Source organism: Streptomyces sp. NPDC001222 (assembly GCF_042896945.1).
Lineage (GTDB): Bacteria > Actinomycetota > Actinomycetes > Streptomycetales > Streptomycetaceae > Streptomyces > Streptomyces gibsoniae.
Window position 1 is genome coordinate 94394 of record NZ_JBIAXT010000007.1, and the last position, 17312, is coordinate 111705.

The following is a 17312-nucleotide window of genomic DNA, read 5'->3' on the forward strand; positions in this document are numbered from 1 at the left end:
CCGGTCCGAGATGCATCCGAGACGGACCGGTCATCAAACCGTGTGCCCGGTCCCATGTGCAAATTCCGTCCACAGGCCGTACGACCCCCGTAACGCTCACGCGATGCTTCTTGCGCGTACGGTCACGAACGGGCACGGGGCCGGGCATGTCGGTGCCCTGAGGCAGACATGGCCGGAAGAGATCCGTCGATCACGGAGCAACCGCTCCGGATCGACGACGGCACGCCTGTCGATCACGGAAGGCGGGGCACGGCGAGCCGCCGCCGGCGGTCACGAGGGGGGCCACGGGCCCGGGCCGAGCATGCGCCACGACGGCGCACCAGGCCGGTATGCGGGGCGATCCCCGTCGGCGGCCGACGACAGCCACGCGCCTCCCCCGCCGGGAGCCAGGGCTTCGACGCGTCTCCTACAGGACGCGATGCCGGATTGCCAGATTCCGATCAGGACACTTCACGCCGAGCCGGGTCGCGAACGGGCCGCCGGGGGCAGTTCCGCCGCGAGGCGCCGTCCGTGGCGAAACTCACGCGCGCGAACACCGCCTCTCGTCGTCGGCCGCGGTGCGGGTCGCCGCTCCCGGCACAGTGCAAAGGGTCCGGCACCGTCGTGGTGCCGGACCCCTCTCATGACCGGGGTCGCAGACTCGTGCGGCCGGGTTCAACCGGCCCGCACGGCCGGGATCACAGATACGGGCCGCCCGAACGGCCTCCCGCGCGGAGGTCCTCCTCGCCGTCCGTGGAGCCCACGCCCGGCGGGAGGGCGCGGCGCATCTGCTCCAGCTGGGCCCGCGCCGCCATCTGCTGGGCGAACAGGGTGGTCTGGATCCCGTGGAAGAGGCCCTCGAGCCAGCCCACGAGCTGTGCCTGCGCGATGCGCAGTTCCGCGTCGCTCGGGATCGCCTCGTCCGTGAAGGGCAGGGAGAGCCGCTCGAGTTCCTCGACGAGCTCGGGAGCGAGACCGTCCTCCAGCTCCTTCACCGAGCTGGCGTGGATCTCCTTCAGACGCTGCCGGCTCGCCTCGTCCAGGGGAGCGGCACGCACCTCCTCCAGCAACTGCTTGATCATGCTGCCGATCCGCATGACCTTCGCCGGCTGCTCCACCTGCTCCGTCACCGGGATCTCGCGGGAGTCATCGTCTCCGGTGCCGCCGAGAGCCATTCCGTCCTGGCCCACGACCAGGATCTTCTGGGGGTTCTCCGACGACCTGTCGTTCCTCGGCATCTCCATGCGGCCATTCTCTCGCACCCGTACACGACATCAGCCATGTGCCCTCGGTGAAGGGTGATCCACCCTCCGAACGCCACCGGACAGGCGCCGGGCGCAACTCACCGGGGCCGGGATCGGGGCGGCGGACGGTCGAGATGCCGGACACGGGGGTCCGTGTGACGCTGGTTCCGTTGATCTTGCCCTCCGAGCACGGGAGGGGGTCACGCGCGTGACTCCATGGCTGCGTACGCCGTCCACGTTCCGCACACTCCGCACCGCCGTCCTGTCATCGGTCCTGACGACGACCGCCGTCCTCACCGCGTACGGGATAACCGCCGCATACGTCATATCGCCCGGCTCCGGGACACGACCCGCACACGACGACCGGACCGGCTCGTACTCCGTTCAGCCCCTTCCCGCGGGAACGACCGCGGCGGCCGCAGCGGGCCCCTCGTCATCCGTGACACCTGCCGGGGCGGCGGCGCTGGGGTACCCGGTTCCCGTCGCACCCCCTCACCCCGCCGCTCCCCTCTCGCTCCCGTCCCCCTCGTCCTCTCCCTCGCAGCCCTCGGCCGGTCCCTCCCGGCCCGGCAGCTGGGCCGGTGAGGGGCGGGTACGGCCGGGAGAGACCGGCACCGAGCCGGGGGAGGACGAGGGCGACGGCGATTACACGGACCCCGCCGAGACGGCACCGGACGAAGAGGGCAGCACGACCTCGACGGAGCCCGACGTGGAGGACTCCGGCGCGGACGCGGGGGCCTCCCTCGGTGCGGCCGTCCCCCCGGGGACCTTGCCCGCCCCCTCCCAGACCTCCGCTCAGGCCTCCGCGCTGCCCGCTCAGCAGGCCGCCGCCCCGAGACCGATGGTCGAGGTCCTGCCTCTCGGCAGCGGCCTGATGCTCATCGGCCTCGGCCTGGCGATCGCACTGCTCGGTCTGCGCCTGCGCCGGGAGTGACCCGGCCGCCGCCCCTCGCCGGTGCCGATCGGCCATCCCTCAGGGCTTGACCAACAGCACCTTTCCGATGTGACCGCTCTCGTCCAGCACCCGGTGGGCCTCGGCCGCGTCGCTCATCGGGATCTCGCGGTCGATGACCGGACGCACATGGCCCGAGGAGATCAGCGGCCAGACGTGTTCCCGCACCGCTGCCACGATCGCCGCCTTCTCTCCGAGCGGGCGCGCCCGAAGCGAGGTCGCGGTGATCGCCGCCTGCTTCCGCAGCAGAGCGTTGATGTCCAGTTCGCCCCGCACACCGCCCTGCATGCCGATGATCGCCAGACGGCCGTTCAGCGCGAGGGCCTGGACATTTCGGTTCAGGTACTTCGCACCCATGTTGTCGAGGATGACGTCCGCCCCCGCCCCGGCCGTGGCCTGCCGGACCTCCTCCACGAAGTCCTGCTCGCGGTAGTTGATCAGCACGTCCGCGCCCAGTTCGGCGCAGCGCTCCAGCTTCTCCTTGCTGCCCGCCGTGACCGCCACCTTCGCGCCCACCGCCTTGGCCAGCTGAATCGCCATCGTCCCGATACCGCTGGTGCCGCCGTGCACAAGCAGCGTCTCACCCGGACGGAGATGGGCGACCATGAACACATTCGACCAGACCGTGCAGGTCACCTCCGGCAGCGCGGCCGCCTGACGCAACTCCAGGCCCTTCGGCACCGGCAGCAGCTGTCCGGCCGGGACCGCGACCTTCTCGGCATAGCCGCCGCCCGAGAGCAGCGCGCACACCTCGTCGCCGACGGCCCATCCGGAGACACCGGGACCGAGGGCGGTGATCCGCCCGGAGCACTCGAGTCCGGGGTACGGGGAGGCACCGGCCGGCGGGTTGTAGTGGCCCGCACGCTGGAGGAGGTCGGCGCGGTTGACGGCGCTGGCCGCCACCTCGACCAGCACCTCTCCCTCGGCGGGTACGGGGTCGGGGACCTCCGCCCACACCAGCGCCTCAGGCCCACCGGGTTCAGGAATCGTGATCGCGTACATGGGAGGGACGCTACTCCTGGCGGTCGGCCACCCCGTCGCGCAGTTCCCGGTGGCGGACGAGAGATGCCTCAGGTGGGGCAGGGGCGCGCCCCGTCGGGGCCGTGCAATGGCGCCCGATTCCGATGTTTCACGTGAAACACTCCCCATCTCGCCCGTTCCGGATCACTGCGCCCACACCCAGGGCAGGTCCAGCAGTTCCAGCTCCTGACCGGGCTGGGCACCCCCGGGCGGTACGACCGCCAGGGCGTCCGCGGCGGCGATGCCGCGCAGCATGGCCGGACCGTTGTAGTGCAGAGGAACCGCATGATCGGCACGAACGGCGACGGGAACGAGCCGGGTGTCATACGGGTGACCGTGAGTGGAGCCCTTCAGAGGCAGCGTGTACGGCTCCGGGGCCACACGCCCCGTCAGGCCGCACAGCAGGGGCTCGGCGAGGGTGAGCAGGCCGGAGACGGCCGCGAGGGGGTTGCCGGGCAGCCCGACGAGGTGCTGGTCGTCCCGGGTGCGGGCCAGGAGCATGGGGTGCCCCGGACGCACCTCCACTCCGTCCACGAGGAGTTCGGCGCCGATGCGGCGCAGGGTGGGGTGGACATGGTCGACGGGTCCCCCGGCCGTGCCCCCGGTCGTGACGACCATGTCGGCCGTCGAGGAGGTGACCGCCCGGTGCAGGGCCTCGGCGTCGTCGCCGAGTCTGCGGACGGCCACCACGTCCGCGCCGAGCGCACGCAGCCAGGGCGGCAGCATCGGTCCGAGCGCATCCCGGATCAGACCGTCCCTGGGCGGCCCCTCGGTGAGCAACTCGTCCCCCAGAACCAGAACTTCGACCCGGGGGCGGGGCCGCACAGACAGCGTGTCGTACCCGGCGGCCGCGGCGAGCCCGAGCACGGCCGGGGTGATCAGGGCTCCCGGGGGGAGCAACTGGTCGCCCGCGTGGCACTCCTGGCCGCGCGGCCGGATGTCCTGGCCGTGCGCGACCGTGGGGGTGCCCCCGGTCCGCGCGGCGCCGAGAGTCGGGGGGAGGGCGGCGTGCAACCGGCCCTTGCCGTCCATACGCCCGTGTTCGCTGCGCAGTACCGCGGTGGTGTCCGGGGGGATGCGCGCACCGGTGGCGATCCGCACGGCCTCGCCGTCGTCGAGGGGAGCGGGCTCCGTGTGCCCGGCGAGGACTCCCTCCTCCCGTACGTCCCAGGGGCCGGGGCCCGCGACCGCCCAGCCGTCCATGGCGGAGGTGTTGAAGGAGGGGAGGTCGGTCAGCGCGGTGAGGGGGTCGGCGAGAACCAGGCCGAGGGCGGCGTCGATGGGGACGTCGACGGGGTCGCGGCGGGGTACGGAACGGGCCGCGCGCGCGGCGACGGCCCGGGCCTGGGGCCAGGGCGTGGCCTGGTGGCCCGGGTGGTGCTCGGACGGGGCCGCCGAGGAGGCCGCCGCCCCCGCCGGGCCGTCCTGGCCCCCGTCGCGGTCACCGGAATGCCGGGGGGTGCGGGGTCCGGTTCCGGGCGTACGCGGATCGGACCGGCCGTCGCGCGGGCCCAGGTCCCGTACCAGGGCAAGAGCCTCTTCGAGGTCCCGGTCGTGCTGTTCCGGGTCGTGCCGCTGCTCGGCCGGGCGGGCGGAGCGGGTCTCGCCCGGACGGCCGCGCCCGCCGCTGTCGTCGACCACGGCCAGAGCCTCCTCCACATACCGTTCGTCGGTGTCCGGGCCTCCCCGGGCGCCTCTCCCTCTCATCCGGCGTCCGGTTTGGCCTCGCCGGCCTCCTCGTCCGCCCAACGCAGGGCCAGGGCTGCGGCCTTGCGGGCGGCCTCGGCGACCGCTTCGGGGCCTCCCCGCGCCTGCGCGGCGGCGTAGCCGACGAGGAACGTCGTCAGCGGGGCCGCGGGCCGGGCCACTCCGTGCGCGGCGTCGCGGGCGAGGTCGAGGAGGACGCCGGTGTCGACGTCGAGGTCGATGCCCAGCTCGTCCTTGACTGCGGAAATCCATTCATCCAACACGTGCCCATGCTCCCTGATTCGTGATCGGGCGGCGGCTACGTCGTCCCAGGTGTCGCAGTCGAAGGACGCGACGGGGTCGGCGATACGGGTGAGGCCGAGCGCGGCGACCAGCCGCCGCAACGGAAGCCCGGCAAGACCGGGGCGCGCGGGGAGTTCCGAGGGATCCCCGGGTTCTGGAGGGCGGGGAGGTTCCGGTGTGCCGGAAGGGCCCTGTTCGGCGGCCAGCCGTGCGAGTTCGCGGCGCAGTGCCGCGCTCCGGTAGGCGGCGACGAGGGGCTGGTCGCGCCCCTCGGGGTCGGTGAGCACCGCCCCTTCGGCGCCGCTCGCCCGCAACGCGGCCAGCAGCCGCCGTACCGTCCCCGCCTCCAGGAACGGCAGATCGGCGGAGAGCACCACGACATACGGGGCCGTGGTGCGCCGCAGCCCCGCGTCGAGCGCGGCGACGGGGCCGGCGCCCGGTGGCTCCTCGCGGGCCCAGAGCACGGGGCGCGCGGTGGGCCGGGGGCCGGCGACGACCACCGTGGTGGCCGCGCCGGCGCAGGCCGCCAGGACGCGGTCGAGCAGCGCCCGCCCGCCGACGCGCACACCCGCTTTGTCGGCCCCGCCGAGCCGCCGGGCGGCACCGCCGGCCAGGACGACGGCGTCGTACACCTCGGCGCCCGGGTCGCCCGCGGGCTCGTACTCGGTCATGTTCCCGAGTATGGGCGCCGCTCCGATCAGTGACACCCCCGCACATCGGCCGTGTGCCGGAACTTGCTCACAGTTTCACGGCCGATGTGCCGGGACCCGCCTCAGAGGGTGCGCAGGAGCACCGCCGGCTGTTCCACGCAGTCCGCCACGTACCGCAGGAATCCGCCCGCCGTGCCGCCGTCGCACACCCGGTGGTCGAAGGTGAGCGAGAGCTGCACGACCTGCCGCACCGCCAGCTCGCCCTCGTGCACCCACGGCTTGGGGACGATCCGGCCGACGCCGAGCATGGCCGCCTCCGGGTGGTTGATGATCGGTGTCGAGCCGTCGACGCCGAACACTCCGTAGTTGTTCAGCGTGAAGGTCCCGCCGGTGAGTTCCCCGGGGGTGAGCGTGCCGGCGCGGGCCGCCTCGGTCAGCCGGGAGAACTCCGCGGTGAGCGACTCGGCGTCGCGTGCGTGCGCGTCCCGCACGACGGGGACGACGAGTCCCCGTTCGGTCTGTGCGGCGAACCCGAGGTGCACCTGGTCGAGTCGGACGATCTCCCGGGCCTCCAGGTCCACGGTGGAGTTCAGCTCGGGGAACCGGGCGAGCGCGGCGGTGCAGATGCGGGCCAGCAGGGCGAGCAGGGCGATCTTGGAGCCTCCCGCCGCGTTCATTGCCGTCCGTGCGCGCATCAGTTCCGTGGCGTCGGCGTCCACCCAGCAGGTGGCGTCGGGGATCTCACGCCGGCTCCGGGAGAGCTTGTCGGCGACGGCCCCGCGGACTCCCTTGAGGGGGATCCGGGTGCCGGAGGCGGTCGCCGCGCCCGCCGCTGCGGACGCGGCGGGAGCGGATCCGACGGGGCCCGGGGAGGCGGCCGCGACCGCCGTGGTCCTCGTCGCACCGCCACGGGCCGCGGCGGCCCTCAGGGCGTCCTCCACGTCCGCCCTCAGGATCAGTCCGTCGGGCCCGGAACCCGTCAACTGCCGCAGATCGAGCCCGTTGTCGCGGGCGAGTCTGCGGACGAGCGGGGAGATCACCGGGATGGGGCCGTCGGGATGCCGGTGGCCGTCCGCGCGGTGGTCGGGGGCCGCGACCGCCGTGGCCGAAGCCGCCCGGGGCGGGGCAGCGGATCCCGGGGCAAGCGCCGCTGCCCGGGTGGCGGGCGCGGGTCCGGCGGCAGCCGGGAGCGCAGCCGCCGCGGCCACGGAATCCACCGCCCGCGAGGCTCCGTCCGTGGGGCCGGCGCCGGCCTGGGGCGGCCGGACCCGGCGGCGCCGGGCGGGAGCCGCCGAGGTGCCGTACCCCACCAGCACGTTCCCGGACGATTCCTCGCCCCCGTCCGCGGGGGCACCCACGGCGACCGTCAGCAGCGGTGCGCCGACCGGAAGTTCCGTGCCCTCATCGCCGAAGCGGGCCGTGACCACGCCCTGGTAGGGGCAGGGCACCTCGACCATCGCCTTGGCCGTCTCGACCTCGACGACCGGCTGGTCGACCGCGACGACGTCCCCGACCTTCACCAGCCAGCGGACGATCTCCGCCTCGGTCAGCCCCTCCCCGAGGTCCGGCAGCCTGAACTCGAACACCTGGGCCATCAGCTCCCCGCCTCCCACTGCAGGCGCCCCACGGCGTCCAGGATCCGGTCGACACCGGGCAGGTGGTGCCGTTCCAGCATCGGCGGCGGGTAGGGGATGTCGAAGCCGGCCACCCGCAGCACCGGCGCCTCCAGATAGTGGAAGCAGCGCTCGGTCACCCGCGCGGCGATCTCCCCGCCCGGCCCGCCGAAGCCGGTCGACTCGTGCACCACCACGGCCCGGCCCGTGCGGCGCACGGACGCGGTCACCGTCTCGTCGTCGAACGGCACCAGGGAGCGCAGATCGACGACTTCCAGATCCCAGCCCTCGGCGCGTGCCGCCTCGGCCGCCTCCAGACAGACGGAGACCGACGGCCCGTAGGTGATGAGCGTCGCGCTGCGGCCCGAACGCCGCACCACCGCACGGCCTATCGGCTCCACGGTGTCGGGCTCCTCGGGGTTCCAGGAGGCCTTCGACCAGTACAGCCGCTTGGGTTCGAGGAAGACGACAGGGTCGTCGGAGGCGATGGCGGCGCGCAGCAGCCCATAGGCGTCGGCGACCGTCGCGGGCGTGACGACGTGCAGGCCAGGGGTCGCCATGTAGTAGGCCTCGGAGGAGTCGCTGTGGTGCTCGACGCCGCCGATGCCTCCCCCGTAGGGGACCCGGATCGTCAGGGGCAGCGGCATCGCGCCGCGGGTGCGGTTGCGCATCCGCGAGACATGGCTGACCAGCTGCTCGAAGGCGGGGTAGGCGAAGGCGTCGAACTGCATCTCCACGACCGGCCTGAGGCCGTACATCGCCATGCCGACGGCCGTGCCGAGGATGCCCGCCTCGGCGAGCGGTGTGTCCGTGCAGCGGTCGTCGCCGAACTCCTCGGCGAGCCCGTCCGTGACCCGGAAGACACCGCCGAGCGTGCCGACGTCCTCGCCCATGACGTGCACGGCCGGGTCGGCCGCCATGGCGTCGCGCATCGCGCGCGTGAGGGCCTGCGCCATGGTGGCCGGCTTGAGGGCAACGGTCGTCATCGCCCGGCTCCTTCCGGTCCGGCCGCCTCGGCGTCCAGCTCCGCCCGCAACTGCGCCTGCTGTTCCATGAGTTGGGTGGTGGGCTGGGCGTACACGTGGGTGAAGAGATCCATGGGGTCGAGCGCCGGGTCCTGGTTCATGCGTGCCCGCAGATCGGCCGCCATGGCTTCGGCGTCCTCGCGCGCGGCCCGTATCCCGTCCTCGTCGAGGAGACCGCGCTGCGTCAGCTCGCGCTCCAGCAGCACGACCGGGTCGTGGGCCTGCCAGGCCTCGACCTCGGCGTCGCCGCGGTAGCGGGTCGCGTCGTCGGCGTTCGTGTGGGCGTCGATGCGGTACGTCACCGCCTCGACGAGGGTGGGACCGCCGCCCGCACGGGCGTGCCGAACGGCCTCGCCGAGGACCTCGTGCACGGCCGCCGCGTCGTTCCCGTCGACCAGCCGGCCCGGCATGCCGTAGCCGACCGCCTTGTGCGCCAGGGAGGGCGCCGCGGTCTGCTTGGCGAGCGGGACGGAGATCGCGAAGCCGTTGTTCTGGACCAGGAAGACCACCGGCGCCTGCCACACCGCGGCGAAGTTCATCGCCTCGTGGAAGTCGCCCTCGCTGGTGCCGCCGTCGCCGACCAGGGCGAGCGCGACCACGTCGTCGCCCTTCAGCCGGGCGGCGTGGGCGAGCCCCACGGCGTGCGGCAACTGGGTGGCGAGCGGGGTGCTCAGGGGGGCCACCCGGTGCTCGTAGGGGTCGTAGCCGGTGTGCCAATCGCCGCGCAGCAGGGTCAGGGCCTCGACGGGGTCGACGCCGCGGGCGACGGCCGCGAGCGTGTCGCGGTAGCTGGGGAAGAGCCAGTCGCGCTCCTCCAGGACGAGCGCCGCGGCGACCTGGCAGGCCTCCTGCCCGGTGCTGGAGGGGTAGACGGCCAGGCGGCCCTGCTTGGTGAGCGCCGTCGCCTGCGCGTTGTACCGGCGGCCGCGCACCAGCTGGGTGTACAGCCGGCCGAGCAGCTCCGGGTCGGCCTTGGCGGCCGCCTCGGTGCCGAGGACGCGGTACGGCAGGGGATCGGGCAGCAGCGGAGCGGGATCGGTACGGGGCTGCCAGGCGGGCGGCGGGGTCGGCCGGTAGGCACCCCGCTGCTCCATGACCGTCATGACGGCACCTCCTCGTGGGAGCGGCTTCGGACGCGCCACGGGAGTGATGCGCCTCACCTACCGATTGTTCGGTCGTCGGCACATTTTGGCTACAGGCGCCTCAGGGCTGTGGACAAACGGTTCTCCACAACCTGAGATGGACGCAGTACGTCCATGGTAGAGAGGCGGGGGCACATGGCACCTGAACAAATGGCCGAGCCACCGGAGCACGGCCCGGCCCTGCCGCCCCCCCGCCCCCTGGACGCCATCGACCGGGACATCCTGCAGATACTCCAATCGGACGGCCGTGCCTCGATACGGTCGGTCGCCGAGCATGTGCACGTCTCCCGCGCCAACGCCTACGCACGGATCAACCGGCTCATCGACGACGGCGTGATCCGCGGCTTCGGCGCCCGGGTCAACCATGAACGCGCCGGTCAGGGCACCTCGGCCTACATCACCCTGAAAATCGTCCAGAACTCCTGGCGCACGGTCCGCGAGCAGCTGCGCCTGCTCCCCGGCGCCTCCCACATCGCCCTGGTGGGCGGCGACTTCGACGTCCTGCTCCTGGTGCACACGCCCGACAACAGGGCCCTGCGCGAACTGGTCCTCACCCGGCTCCAGGCGATCCCCGAAGTGCTCAGCACGCGCACGCTGCTGGTGTTCGAGGAAGAGGATCTGGAACCGGACAGCTGACCGTGCGGACCCGGCGGACCAGGAGCCGCACAGGGGCGGGCCTCGGTCCGATCCGGCCCCTCAGTGCTCGGTGCGCAGCCCCGAGAAGACCAACTGCACCACCGCGTCGGCCACTTCGCGCTCACCCATGCCCCGCCCCTCGGGCCGGTACCACTCCACGATCGAGTTGATCATCCCGAAGACGAGCCGTGTCGCGAGCCGCACCTCGATGTCACCGCGTACGTCCCCGTCGGCGGCGGCGGCCTTGAGCAGTTCGGCGACCTGGTGGTCGAAGTCGCGGCGCCGCTCCAGCGCCCACCGCTCGGTCCCGGTGTTGCCGCGCACCCGAAGCAGCAGCGTCACATAGGGCAGCTCGGTGATGAGCACCTCGACCATGCGCCGCACGACGTACTCCAGCCGCTCCACGGAACGGCCCACGCGCGCGTGGTCCTCCTGGAGGATCCCGAAGAGGCCGTCCAGCGCCCGGCTGACGGCTCGGCGCAGCAGCTCCTCCTTGCCCGAGACATGGTGGTAGATCGACGACTTGGAGATGCCGGCGGCCTTGGAGAGGTGCTCCATGGAGGTGCCGTCGTAGCCGCGCTCGTTGAACACCTGCACGGCGACGGAGAGCAGGCTCTCCGGGGTGTACGTGTCGCGCCTGGCCGTGGTCATGAGGTGCTCTCCCGCTTCTCGGAGGCGTACGCGTGGCGGTAGAGCGCGAGGGACGGGGCGTACCGTCCGGACGGGTCGCGCATGTGCAGGTCGTCCAGGAGGTCGTAGGCCCAGCCGCGGCCGAGTCGGCGGCTCCACTCGAAGGGGCCGAGGGGGTAGTTGACGCCGAGCCGCATCGCGGTGTCGATGTCCTCCTCGGTGGCCACGCCCTTGGCGACGGCGTCGTGCGCCAGGTCGACGATCCGGGCCACCGTCCTGGCGACGATCATGCCGGGCACGTCCCCGATGACGCTGACGTCCTTGCCGAGCGCCTGGAAGAGCCCGACGGCCTCGGCGAGGGTCCGGTGCGAGGTGTCCTGGGAGGCGGACAGGGCGATCCGGGTCGCCCTGCGGTAGTCGAGCGCCAGGTCGAAGTAGACGACGTCCCGGAACTCGACGGAGGTCTGCCCGTCCGCGAGAGCCAGCTGACCGCCGCCGGGGAGCACCAGACGGGTTCCGTGGTCCTCTTCGTCCTCACGGATGCCGATGCCCGCCTCGCGGATCAGCGCGAGCAGTTCCGAGGCGGGGCCCAGATCGCCCTCGGCGACGACGTACGCGGGTGCCTGCGCCGGCTCCGCGGTGTGCGGCTCGGGCCGCTCGGCGCCGTCCCCGTAGCCGTACCAGCCCTGTCCCGCCTTGCGGCCGAGCCGGCCGGACTCCACCAGCCGACGCTGGGCGAGGGAGGGCGTGAAGCGCACGTCCTGGAAGAAGGACTCCCACACGGAGCGGGTGACGGATTCGTTGACGTCCTGCCCGATGAGGTCGGTCAGCTCGAACGCGCCCATCCGGAAGCCGCCAGACTCGCGCAGGACCGCGTCGATGGTGGCGGGGTCGGCGGCCTGCGCCTCGTACACCGCGAACGCCTCGGCGTAGAAGGGCCGCGCGATGCGGTTGACGATGAAGCCGGGGGTGTCCGCGCAGGCGACCGGTGTCTTGCCCCAGGCGCGGGCCGTCTCGTACGCGCGCGTGGCGGACGTGACGTCGGTGGCGAACCCGGAGACGACCTCCACCAGCGGCATCAGCGGCGCGGGATTGAAGAAGTGCAGGCCGACGAAGCGACCCGGGTTGCGCAGCGCGCCGCCCACGGCGGTCACGGACAGGGACGAGGTGTTGGTGGCGAGCAGGCAGTCGTCGCCGACGACGTCCTCCAGCTCCCGGAACAGCTGCTGTTTGGCGTCGAGACGCTCCAGGACCGCCTCCACGACGAGCGAGCAGTCCGCGAGCTCGGCCAGGTTCTCGACTGGCGCCAGGCGGGCGCGGGCCCCGTCCCGCTCGGCCGGGGTGAGCCGGTCCTTCTCCACCAGCCGGTCCAGGCGGGCACCGATCGCGGCGGCGGCCTCGCGGGCGCGGCCCGGGGCGACGTCGTACAGCCGCACGGGGTGACCCGCGACCAGCGCGACCTGGGCGATGCCCTGGCCCATGGTGCCGGTGCCCACGACGGCCACAGGGCTGCTGAGGTCGAGTGCTGTCATGTGCGCGATCCTCCCGCACGCGGTTTTCCACAGATACGGCAGGCCCCCTTGTCCCGACCGATCGTTCGGTTACTCTAACCCTGTCCGCCTGTTCCTGCCCAGGTCATGAGCTCGACGAAGAGTTCTTGAGACGAGGAGTTGGTCCCGCATGGCCGCCGAACTCACCGCGCAGCAGCTGATCGCCCAGCACCGGCCCACTCTCGACCAGGCGCTGGAAGCCATCCGCACCCGCGCCTACTGGTCCCCGCACCCCGAGCACCCCAAGGCCTACGGGGAGCACGGCAGCCTGGACGCCGCGGCCGGCAAGACCGCCTTCGACGCCCTCCTCGGCACCCGGCTGGACCTCGGCCAGCCGGGCACGGACGACTGGACGGGCGGCGAGGTCTCGCCTTACGGGTTCGACCTGGGGATCACCTACCCCCACGCGGACATCGACGTCCTGCTGCCCGCCATGCGCGCCGGCCAGCGGGCCTGGCGGGACGCGGGCCCCGAGGCGCGCGCGCTCGTGTGTCTGGAGATCCTCAAGCGCATCAGCGACCGGACGCACGAGTTCGCGCACGCGGTCATGCACACCAGCGGCCAGGCGTTCATGATGGCGTTCCAGGCGGGCGGCCCGCACGCCCAGGACCGCGGCCTGGAGGCGGTGGCGTACGCGTACGCGGAGCAGGTCCGCACCCCCGAGACCGCGGAGTGGACCAAGCCACAGGGCAAGCGCGACCCGCTGGTGCTCACCAAGGCGTTCCGGCCGGTCCCGCGGGGCATCGCCCTGGTCATCGGCTGCAACACCTTCCCGACGTGGAACGGCTACCCGGGCCTGTTCGCCTCCCTGGCCACCGGCAACGCGGTCCTCGTCAAGCCGCACCCGCGCGCGGTGCTGCCGCTCGCCCTCACCGTGCAGATCGCCCGCGAGGTGCTCGCCGAGGCAGGCTTCGACCCGAACCTGGTGGCACTGGCCGCCGAGCGGCCGGGCGAGGGCATCGCCAAGACGCTCGCGGTGCGCCCCGAGATCCGCATCATCGACTACACGGGCTCCACGGCGTTCGGTGACTGGCTGGAGACCAACGCCCGCCAGGCCCAGGTCTACACGGAGAAGGCCGGCGTCAACACGGTGATCGTGGAGTCGACCGGCGACTACAAGGGGATGCTGTCCAACCTGGCGTTCTCCCTGTCGCTGTACAGCGGGCAGATGTGCACCACCCCGCAGAACCTGCTGATCCCGCGGGACGGCATCACCACCGACGAGGGCCCGAAGTCGTACGACGAGGTGGTCGCGGATCTCGCGCGCTCGGTCGACGGCCTCCTGGGCGACGACGCGCGGGCGAACGCACTCCTCGGCGCGATCGTGAACCCCGACGTGAAGGCCCGCCTGGAGGCGGCGGCCGGACTCGGCGAGGTCGCCCTGGCCTCCCGGGAGATCACCAACCCGGAGTTCCCGCAGGCGGTCGTGCGCACCCCGGTGATCGTGAAGCTCGACGGCGCCAAGCCGGACTCCGAGGCCGCCTACATGAGCGAGTGCTTCGGCCCGGTCTCCTTCGCCGTCGCGGTCGACTCGGCGGCGGACGCGGTGGAGCTGCTGCGTCGCACCGTCCGGGAGAAGGGCGCGATGACCGTCGGCGCCTACACCACTTCCGAGGAGGTCGAGCAGGCCGTCGAGGAGGCCTGCCTGGAGGAGTCCGCGCAGCTCTCGCTCAACCTGACCGGCGGGGTGTACGTCAACCAGACGGCCGCCTTCTCCGACTTCCACGGCTCGGGCGGCAACCCGGCGGCCAACGCGGCCCTGTGCGACGGGGCGTTCGTGGCGAACCGCTTCCGGGTGGTGGAGGTCCGCCGGGAGGCGTAGCGGCGGCTCAGGCGGGTGCGCCCCCGGTGGCACTCCAGTGGTACAGCGTCATGGCCACACTGGTGGCGAGGTTGTAGCTGGAGACCTGGGGGCGCATCGGCAGGGACACCAGGTGGTCGGCGCGGGCGCGGAGGTCGGCCGACAGACCGGTGCGCTCGGAGCCGAAGGCGAGCACGGCGTCGTCCGGCAGCTTCAGGGCGCGGATGTCGTCGCCCGCCGGGTCCAGCGCGAACACCGGGCCCGGCGGCAGCTCGGCCACGGACAGCCGCTCCACGGCGGTCGCGAAGTGGAGTCCCGCCCCGCCTCGCACCACCGTGGGATGCCAGGGGTCGAGCGTGCCGGTGGTCACCACGCCCGTAGCGCCGAACCCGGCCGCGAGCCGGATCACCGCTCCGGCGTTGCCCAGGTTCCGCGGGTTGTCGAGGACGATCACGGGGGCGGTGCGGGGCATACGCCGCAGCGCTTCGAGATGGGCCTCGCGCGAGGGCCGCTCGGCGAGGGCGGCGACCGCGGTGGGATGGGGGCGCGGCACCAGGGCCCGGTAGCTCTCCTCGGGCACCTCCGTCAGCAGCGCCTCCAGCACTTCGCGCACATCGGGCGCCAACTCGTCGGCCAGGGCGAGCGCCGCCCCCCGGTCGGTGGTGACGGCGACCGGCACGCGCGCGTGGAAGCGGACCGCGTGCTTGAGCGCGTGGAAGCCGTCGAGCAGGACCAGGTCGTCGGCGAGCCGGTGCCAGGTGCCCAGCGGAGCGGCGGTGCTGCGATACGGGTCCGTCATGCCGTGCAGCCTACGTGCGCCGCAGGCCACCGGGCTTCCGGGCGACCGGGCCATGGCGCCTCGGCGCGGCCAGTGCGACGGACCGCCGGGCCGGACCGCTGACGAACTCATGTCGCCGGGCTCGCCTGCGGCTGCTCGGCCGGCTCCTCGGCGGGCGGCCGGGGCCCGCGCGGGCGGGGCAGCGGAAGCCGGGCGGCGGGCCTCGCGAGCCGTCCACGCGCGCGTGCCGCCCAGCCGCCCAGCCGCCGCAGGAACCACGTCGGCAGGAACACGGCGTCGGCCGCGATCATCGCGAGCGAGAAGAAGGGCAGCCCGAGCACCACGGCGATCACCGCGTGCTCGGTCATCATGACCGCCAGCAGGACGTTCTTCACCCGCCGGTTGAACAGCGTGAACGGGAACGCGACCTGCGCGGCGACCGTGCCGTACGTCATCAGCAGCACGGTCACACCGTGCGCGGACAACAGGTCGGACAGGGCGGGCCACGGCGAGAAGTAGTCGATGTGGAGCGGGTAGTAGACCGCGGTTCCGTCCTGCCAGCGCGACCCCTGGATCTTGTACCAGCCGGCGGTCGAGTAGATCAGACACGCCTCCGCCATGATCACGAGCAGGGCGGCGTTGTGGACCAGGTTGGCGACGACGTCCAGCAGGATGCGCGGTTCCCCATGAGGGGCGCGCCGGCCGACGTACCACCACAGGCCCTGCACGGCCCACAGCCCCCAGAACACGACGAGCCAGGCCTCGCTGATCCAGCCCGCGACCGACGGCACGGCCAGCACGAGACCGAGCACGACCCACAGGGCGGGGCCCGCCCGGTCGGGCCGCGGCTCCTCACCACGCGCGCGTGCAGCGGCGGCCCGCCGGGCGCGCCGCGCGTCCAGCGACCACACCTGCCCGCAGCGGGTGAACACCAGGTAGATCGCCATCAGGTGGATGACGTTGTCACCGCCGTCGCCCATGAAGACGCTGCGGTTCTGCAGTGACAGCACGCCCACCATGAACAGCAGCGACATGGTGCGGGTCCGCCAGCCGGCCAGCAGCAGGGCGCTCGACAGCAGGGCGAGGGCGTACACGGTCTCGAACCACATCTGACCGCCGGACCACATCAGGACCGAGAAGGCGTGGTTGTTCGCGGTGAGCTGCCGGGCCAGGTCCCAACTCCAGGGGCCGTCGGGCCCGTACAGCTCCTGGCGGTGCGGCAGCTCGCGCAGCAGGAACAGCAGCCAGGTGGTGGCGAAGCCGATGCGGACGATCGCGGTCTGGTACGGGCCGAGGGCGGCGTCGGTGACGTGGGCGACAGCGCGTGAGACGCACACGGCGAACCGGTTCATCGGGCGCTCGCCTCCGTCCGCTCGCCGTCCGGCAGCGGCCACCAGGGCAGCCGGTGGTACACCGGCGCCGTGCTGACCTTCTCCCCGCTCCACTTCGGCGGCGGCACCTCGGTGGTGCGGGAGCGGACCTGGACGCTTTCGACACTCTCGCCCTGCTGAGCCGCGTGCTCGCGGTCGAGGCGCAGCGCGACGGCCCGGCGGAGATAGTCCTCGGACAGGGTGCCGCGCAGGCCGACGGGACGGTTCTGGCCGTCGTGCGAGGTGACGTAGAAATCCCAGGCCCGGCGCAGTTCGTTCTGCTGGGTGTGGCTCGGCAGCAGGTTGCCGTCGATGGCGGCACCGTCGAGCGCGGACAGGTCGTACCAGCCCGTCGTCCGCCGGTCGCCGTCCCCGGTGAGCAGTTCGGCCCGTGCCTGGACGTCGATGTTCTGCTGCAGCGGGTCGGGCGCGAACAGTTTCCAGTTCTGCTCGAACTCGGGATAGATCCAGTCGTTGATCGCCTTGCTGTGTTGCTTGCTGACGACGTTCGCCGGCGCGACGTGCAGGAACACCATGCTCAGGTGCACACATGCGGTGACGGCGACGACCGCGAGGACCAGCGCGGCGGCTATCTGGTAGCGCAGGGAGAGGGCGGCGACACCGGTGCGCGCGGCCGCCGGGTCCGGCGCGGGCCCCTCCGCCTCCCGCGCGTCCGTGGCCTCCCCGGGGCGCGGGTCGGGAGACACGTCGCGGTCGGTGCCGGCGGGCAGAGGGGACACCTGGTCGGCCGGGTCGCCCGGCTGCTCCCGCCGGGCGACCGGCTCCTCGTCGTACGTGTCCATCCCGCCCCGTCTCCCGAGCTTCCGTGCCCTCGGTGCCGTCCCGTGCCGCAGGCGCTGTCCGACGACCGTCTCCGACCCGGGCCGGGCCGGCCGGGTCACCCGTTCGCAGCACCCCACGGTGTGCGCACGG

Annotated in this window: 15 protein-coding genes; 3 read left to right on the forward strand and 12 right to left on the reverse strand. The window is 72.9% G+C overall.

Annotated elements, in window-relative coordinates:
• Window positions 1-677 precede the first annotated feature (677 nt).
• Window positions 678-1223: a bacterial proteasome activator family protein gene (locus ACFY2Z_RS12570; protein WP_390744162.1), complete on the reverse strand. Its 546-nt coding sequence runs from the start codon at window positions 1221-1223 to the stop codon at window positions 678-680.
• 208 nt (window positions 1224-1431) lie between these two features.
• On the opposite strand from ACFY2Z_RS12570, the gene ACFY2Z_RS12575 reads away from it, so the two are divergent.
• Window positions 1432-2157, forward strand: coding sequence for a hypothetical protein (locus ACFY2Z_RS12575; protein WP_390744163.1), 726 nt, complete (start codon window positions 1432-1434; stop codon window positions 2155-2157).
• A gap of 39 nt (window positions 2158-2196) precedes the next feature.
• Here ACFY2Z_RS12575 and ACFY2Z_RS12580 read toward each other — a convergent pair whose 3' ends face one another.
• The 6 genes from ACFY2Z_RS12580 to pdhA all read right to left on the reverse strand — a co-directional run bounded on the left by ACFY2Z_RS12580 (window position 2197) and on the right by pdhA (window position 9575).
• Complete coding sequence (locus ACFY2Z_RS12580) at window positions 2197-3177, reverse strand: NAD(P)H-quinone oxidoreductase (RefSeq protein WP_390744164.1); 981 nt, start codon at window positions 3175-3177, stop codon at window positions 2197-2199.
• Between the two features lie 162 nt (window positions 3178-3339).
• On the reverse strand, window positions 3340-4902 hold the full coding sequence (locus ACFY2Z_RS12585) for a molybdopterin molybdotransferase MoeA (protein WP_390744165.1): 1563 nt from the start codon (window positions 4900-4902) through the stop codon (window positions 3340-3342).
• Window positions 4899-5855: an NTP transferase domain-containing protein gene (locus ACFY2Z_RS12590; RefSeq protein ID WP_390744166.1), complete on the reverse strand. Its 957-nt coding sequence runs from the start codon at window positions 5853-5855 to the stop codon at window positions 4899-4901. The genes ACFY2Z_RS12585 and ACFY2Z_RS12590 overlap by 4 nt, the downstream gene beginning before the upstream one ends.
• A gap of 101 nt (window positions 5856-5956) precedes the next feature.
• The gene (locus ACFY2Z_RS12595; RefSeq protein ID WP_390744167.1) at window positions 5957-7429 is read right to left on the reverse strand and encodes a dihydrolipoamide acetyltransferase family protein; all 1473 of its coding nucleotides are present in this window, start codon (window positions 7427-7429) and stop codon (window positions 5957-5959) included.
• The gene (locus tag ACFY2Z_RS12600; protein ID WP_390744168.1) at window positions 7429-8433 is read right to left on the reverse strand and encodes an alpha-ketoacid dehydrogenase subunit beta; all 1005 of its coding nucleotides are present in this window, start codon (window positions 8431-8433) and stop codon (window positions 7429-7431) included. The genes ACFY2Z_RS12595 and ACFY2Z_RS12600 overlap by 1 nt, the downstream gene beginning before the upstream one ends.
• Entirely contained in the window at window positions 8430-9575 is a 1146-nt protein-coding gene (gene pdhA, locus ACFY2Z_RS12605; protein ID WP_390744169.1) for a pyruvate dehydrogenase (acetyl-transferring) E1 component subunit alpha, read from the reverse strand. The genes ACFY2Z_RS12600 and pdhA overlap by 4 nt, the downstream gene beginning before the upstream one ends.
• Before the next feature lie 189 nt (window positions 9576-9764).
• Here pdhA and ACFY2Z_RS12610 point away from each other — a divergent pair, with 189 nt between their 5' ends.
• Window positions 9765-10250, forward strand: coding sequence for an Lrp/AsnC family transcriptional regulator (locus ACFY2Z_RS12610; protein ID WP_390744340.1), 486 nt, complete (start codon window positions 9765-9767; stop codon window positions 10248-10250).
• A gap of 60 nt (window positions 10251-10310) precedes the next feature.
• Here ACFY2Z_RS12610 and ACFY2Z_RS12615 read toward each other — a convergent pair whose 3' ends face one another.
• Together ACFY2Z_RS12615 and ACFY2Z_RS12620 are read right to left on the reverse strand one after the other, a co-directional pair.
• Window positions 10311-10901, reverse strand: a complete 591-nt coding sequence (locus ACFY2Z_RS12615) for a TetR/AcrR family transcriptional regulator (RefSeq protein ID WP_390744170.1) — start codon at window positions 10899-10901, stop codon at window positions 10311-10313.
• Entirely contained in the window at window positions 10898-12412 is a 1515-nt protein-coding gene (locus ACFY2Z_RS12620) for a 3-hydroxyacyl-CoA dehydrogenase (protein ID WP_390744171.1), read from the reverse strand. The genes ACFY2Z_RS12615 and ACFY2Z_RS12620 overlap by 4 nt, the downstream gene beginning before the upstream one ends.
• Before the next feature lie 148 nt (window positions 12413-12560).
• Here ACFY2Z_RS12620 and paaN point away from each other — a divergent pair, with 148 nt between their 5' ends.
• Window positions 12561-14252, forward strand: coding sequence for a phenylacetic acid degradation protein PaaN (gene paaN / locus ACFY2Z_RS12625; protein WP_390744172.1), 1692 nt, complete (start codon window positions 12561-12563; stop codon window positions 14250-14252).
• 7 nt (window positions 14253-14259) lie between these two features.
• Here paaN and ACFY2Z_RS12630 read toward each other — a convergent pair whose 3' ends face one another.
• The 3 genes from ACFY2Z_RS12630 to ACFY2Z_RS12640 form a co-directional block, all read right to left on the reverse strand.
• Window positions 14260-15030, reverse strand: a complete 771-nt coding sequence (locus ACFY2Z_RS12630; protein ID WP_390744173.1) for a TrmH family RNA methyltransferase — start codon at window positions 15028-15030, stop codon at window positions 14260-14262.
• Window positions 15031-15137: 107 nt separating this feature from the next.
• The gene (locus tag ACFY2Z_RS12635) at window positions 15138-16361 is read right to left on the reverse strand and encodes an HTTM domain-containing protein (protein ID WP_390744174.1); all 1224 of its coding nucleotides are present in this window, start codon (window positions 16359-16361) and stop codon (window positions 15138-15140) included.
• Complete coding sequence (locus ACFY2Z_RS12640; protein ID WP_390744175.1) at window positions 16358-17182, reverse strand: DUF5819 family protein; 825 nt, start codon at window positions 17180-17182, stop codon at window positions 16358-16360. The genes ACFY2Z_RS12635 and ACFY2Z_RS12640 overlap by 4 nt, the downstream gene beginning before the upstream one ends.
• Between the last annotated feature and the right edge of the window lie 130 nt (window positions 17183-17312).

Coding starts and splice junctions, on each gene's coding strand:
- ACFY2Z_RS12635 (WP_390744174.1), bottom strand. CDS start 16,361: ATGAACCGGTTCGCCGTGTGCGTCTCACGCGCTGTCGCCCACGTCACC.
- ACFY2Z_RS12570 (WP_390744162.1), bottom strand. CDS start 1,223: ATGGAGATGCCGAGGAACGACAGGTCGTCGGAGAACCCCCAGAAGATC.
- ACFY2Z_RS12620 (WP_390744171.1), bottom strand. CDS start 12,412: ATGACAGCACTCGACCTCAGCAGCCCTGTGGCCGTCGTGGGCACCGGC.
- paaN (WP_390744172.1), top strand. CDS start 12,561: ATGGCCGCCGAACTCACCGCGCAGCAGCTGATCGCCCAGCACCGGCCC.
- pdhA (WP_390744169.1), bottom strand. CDS start 9,575: ATGACGGTCATGGAGCAGCGGGGTGCCTACCGGCCGACCCCGCCGCCC.
- ACFY2Z_RS12640 (WP_390744175.1), bottom strand. CDS start 17,182: ATGGACACGTACGACGAGGAGCCGGTCGCCCGGCGGGAGCAGCCGGGC.
- ACFY2Z_RS12585 (WP_390744165.1), bottom strand. CDS start 4,902: ATGAGAGGGAGAGGCGCCCGGGGAGGCCCGGACACCGACGAACGGTAT.
- ACFY2Z_RS12615 (WP_390744170.1), bottom strand. CDS start 10,901: ATGACCACGGCCAGGCGCGACACGTACACCCCGGAGAGCCTGCTCTCC.
- ACFY2Z_RS12590 (WP_390744166.1), bottom strand. CDS start 5,855: ATGACCGAGTACGAGCCCGCGGGCGACCCGGGCGCCGAGGTGTACGAC.
- ACFY2Z_RS12600 (WP_390744168.1), bottom strand. CDS start 8,433: ATGACGACCGTTGCCCTCAAGCCGGCCACCATGGCGCAGGCCCTCACG.
- ACFY2Z_RS12630 (WP_390744173.1), bottom strand. CDS start 15,030: ATGACGGACCCGTATCGCAGCACCGCCGCTCCGCTGGGCACCTGGCAC.
- ACFY2Z_RS12580 (WP_390744164.1), bottom strand. CDS start 3,177: ATGTACGCGATCACGATTCCTGAACCCGGTGGGCCTGAGGCGCTGGTG.
- ACFY2Z_RS12610 (WP_390744340.1), top strand. CDS start 9,765: ATGGCCGAGCCACCGGAGCACGGCCCGGCCCTGCCGCCCCCCCGCCCC.
- ACFY2Z_RS12595 (WP_390744167.1), bottom strand. CDS start 7,429: ATGGCCCAGGTGTTCGAGTTCAGGCTGCCGGACCTCGGGGAGGGGCTG.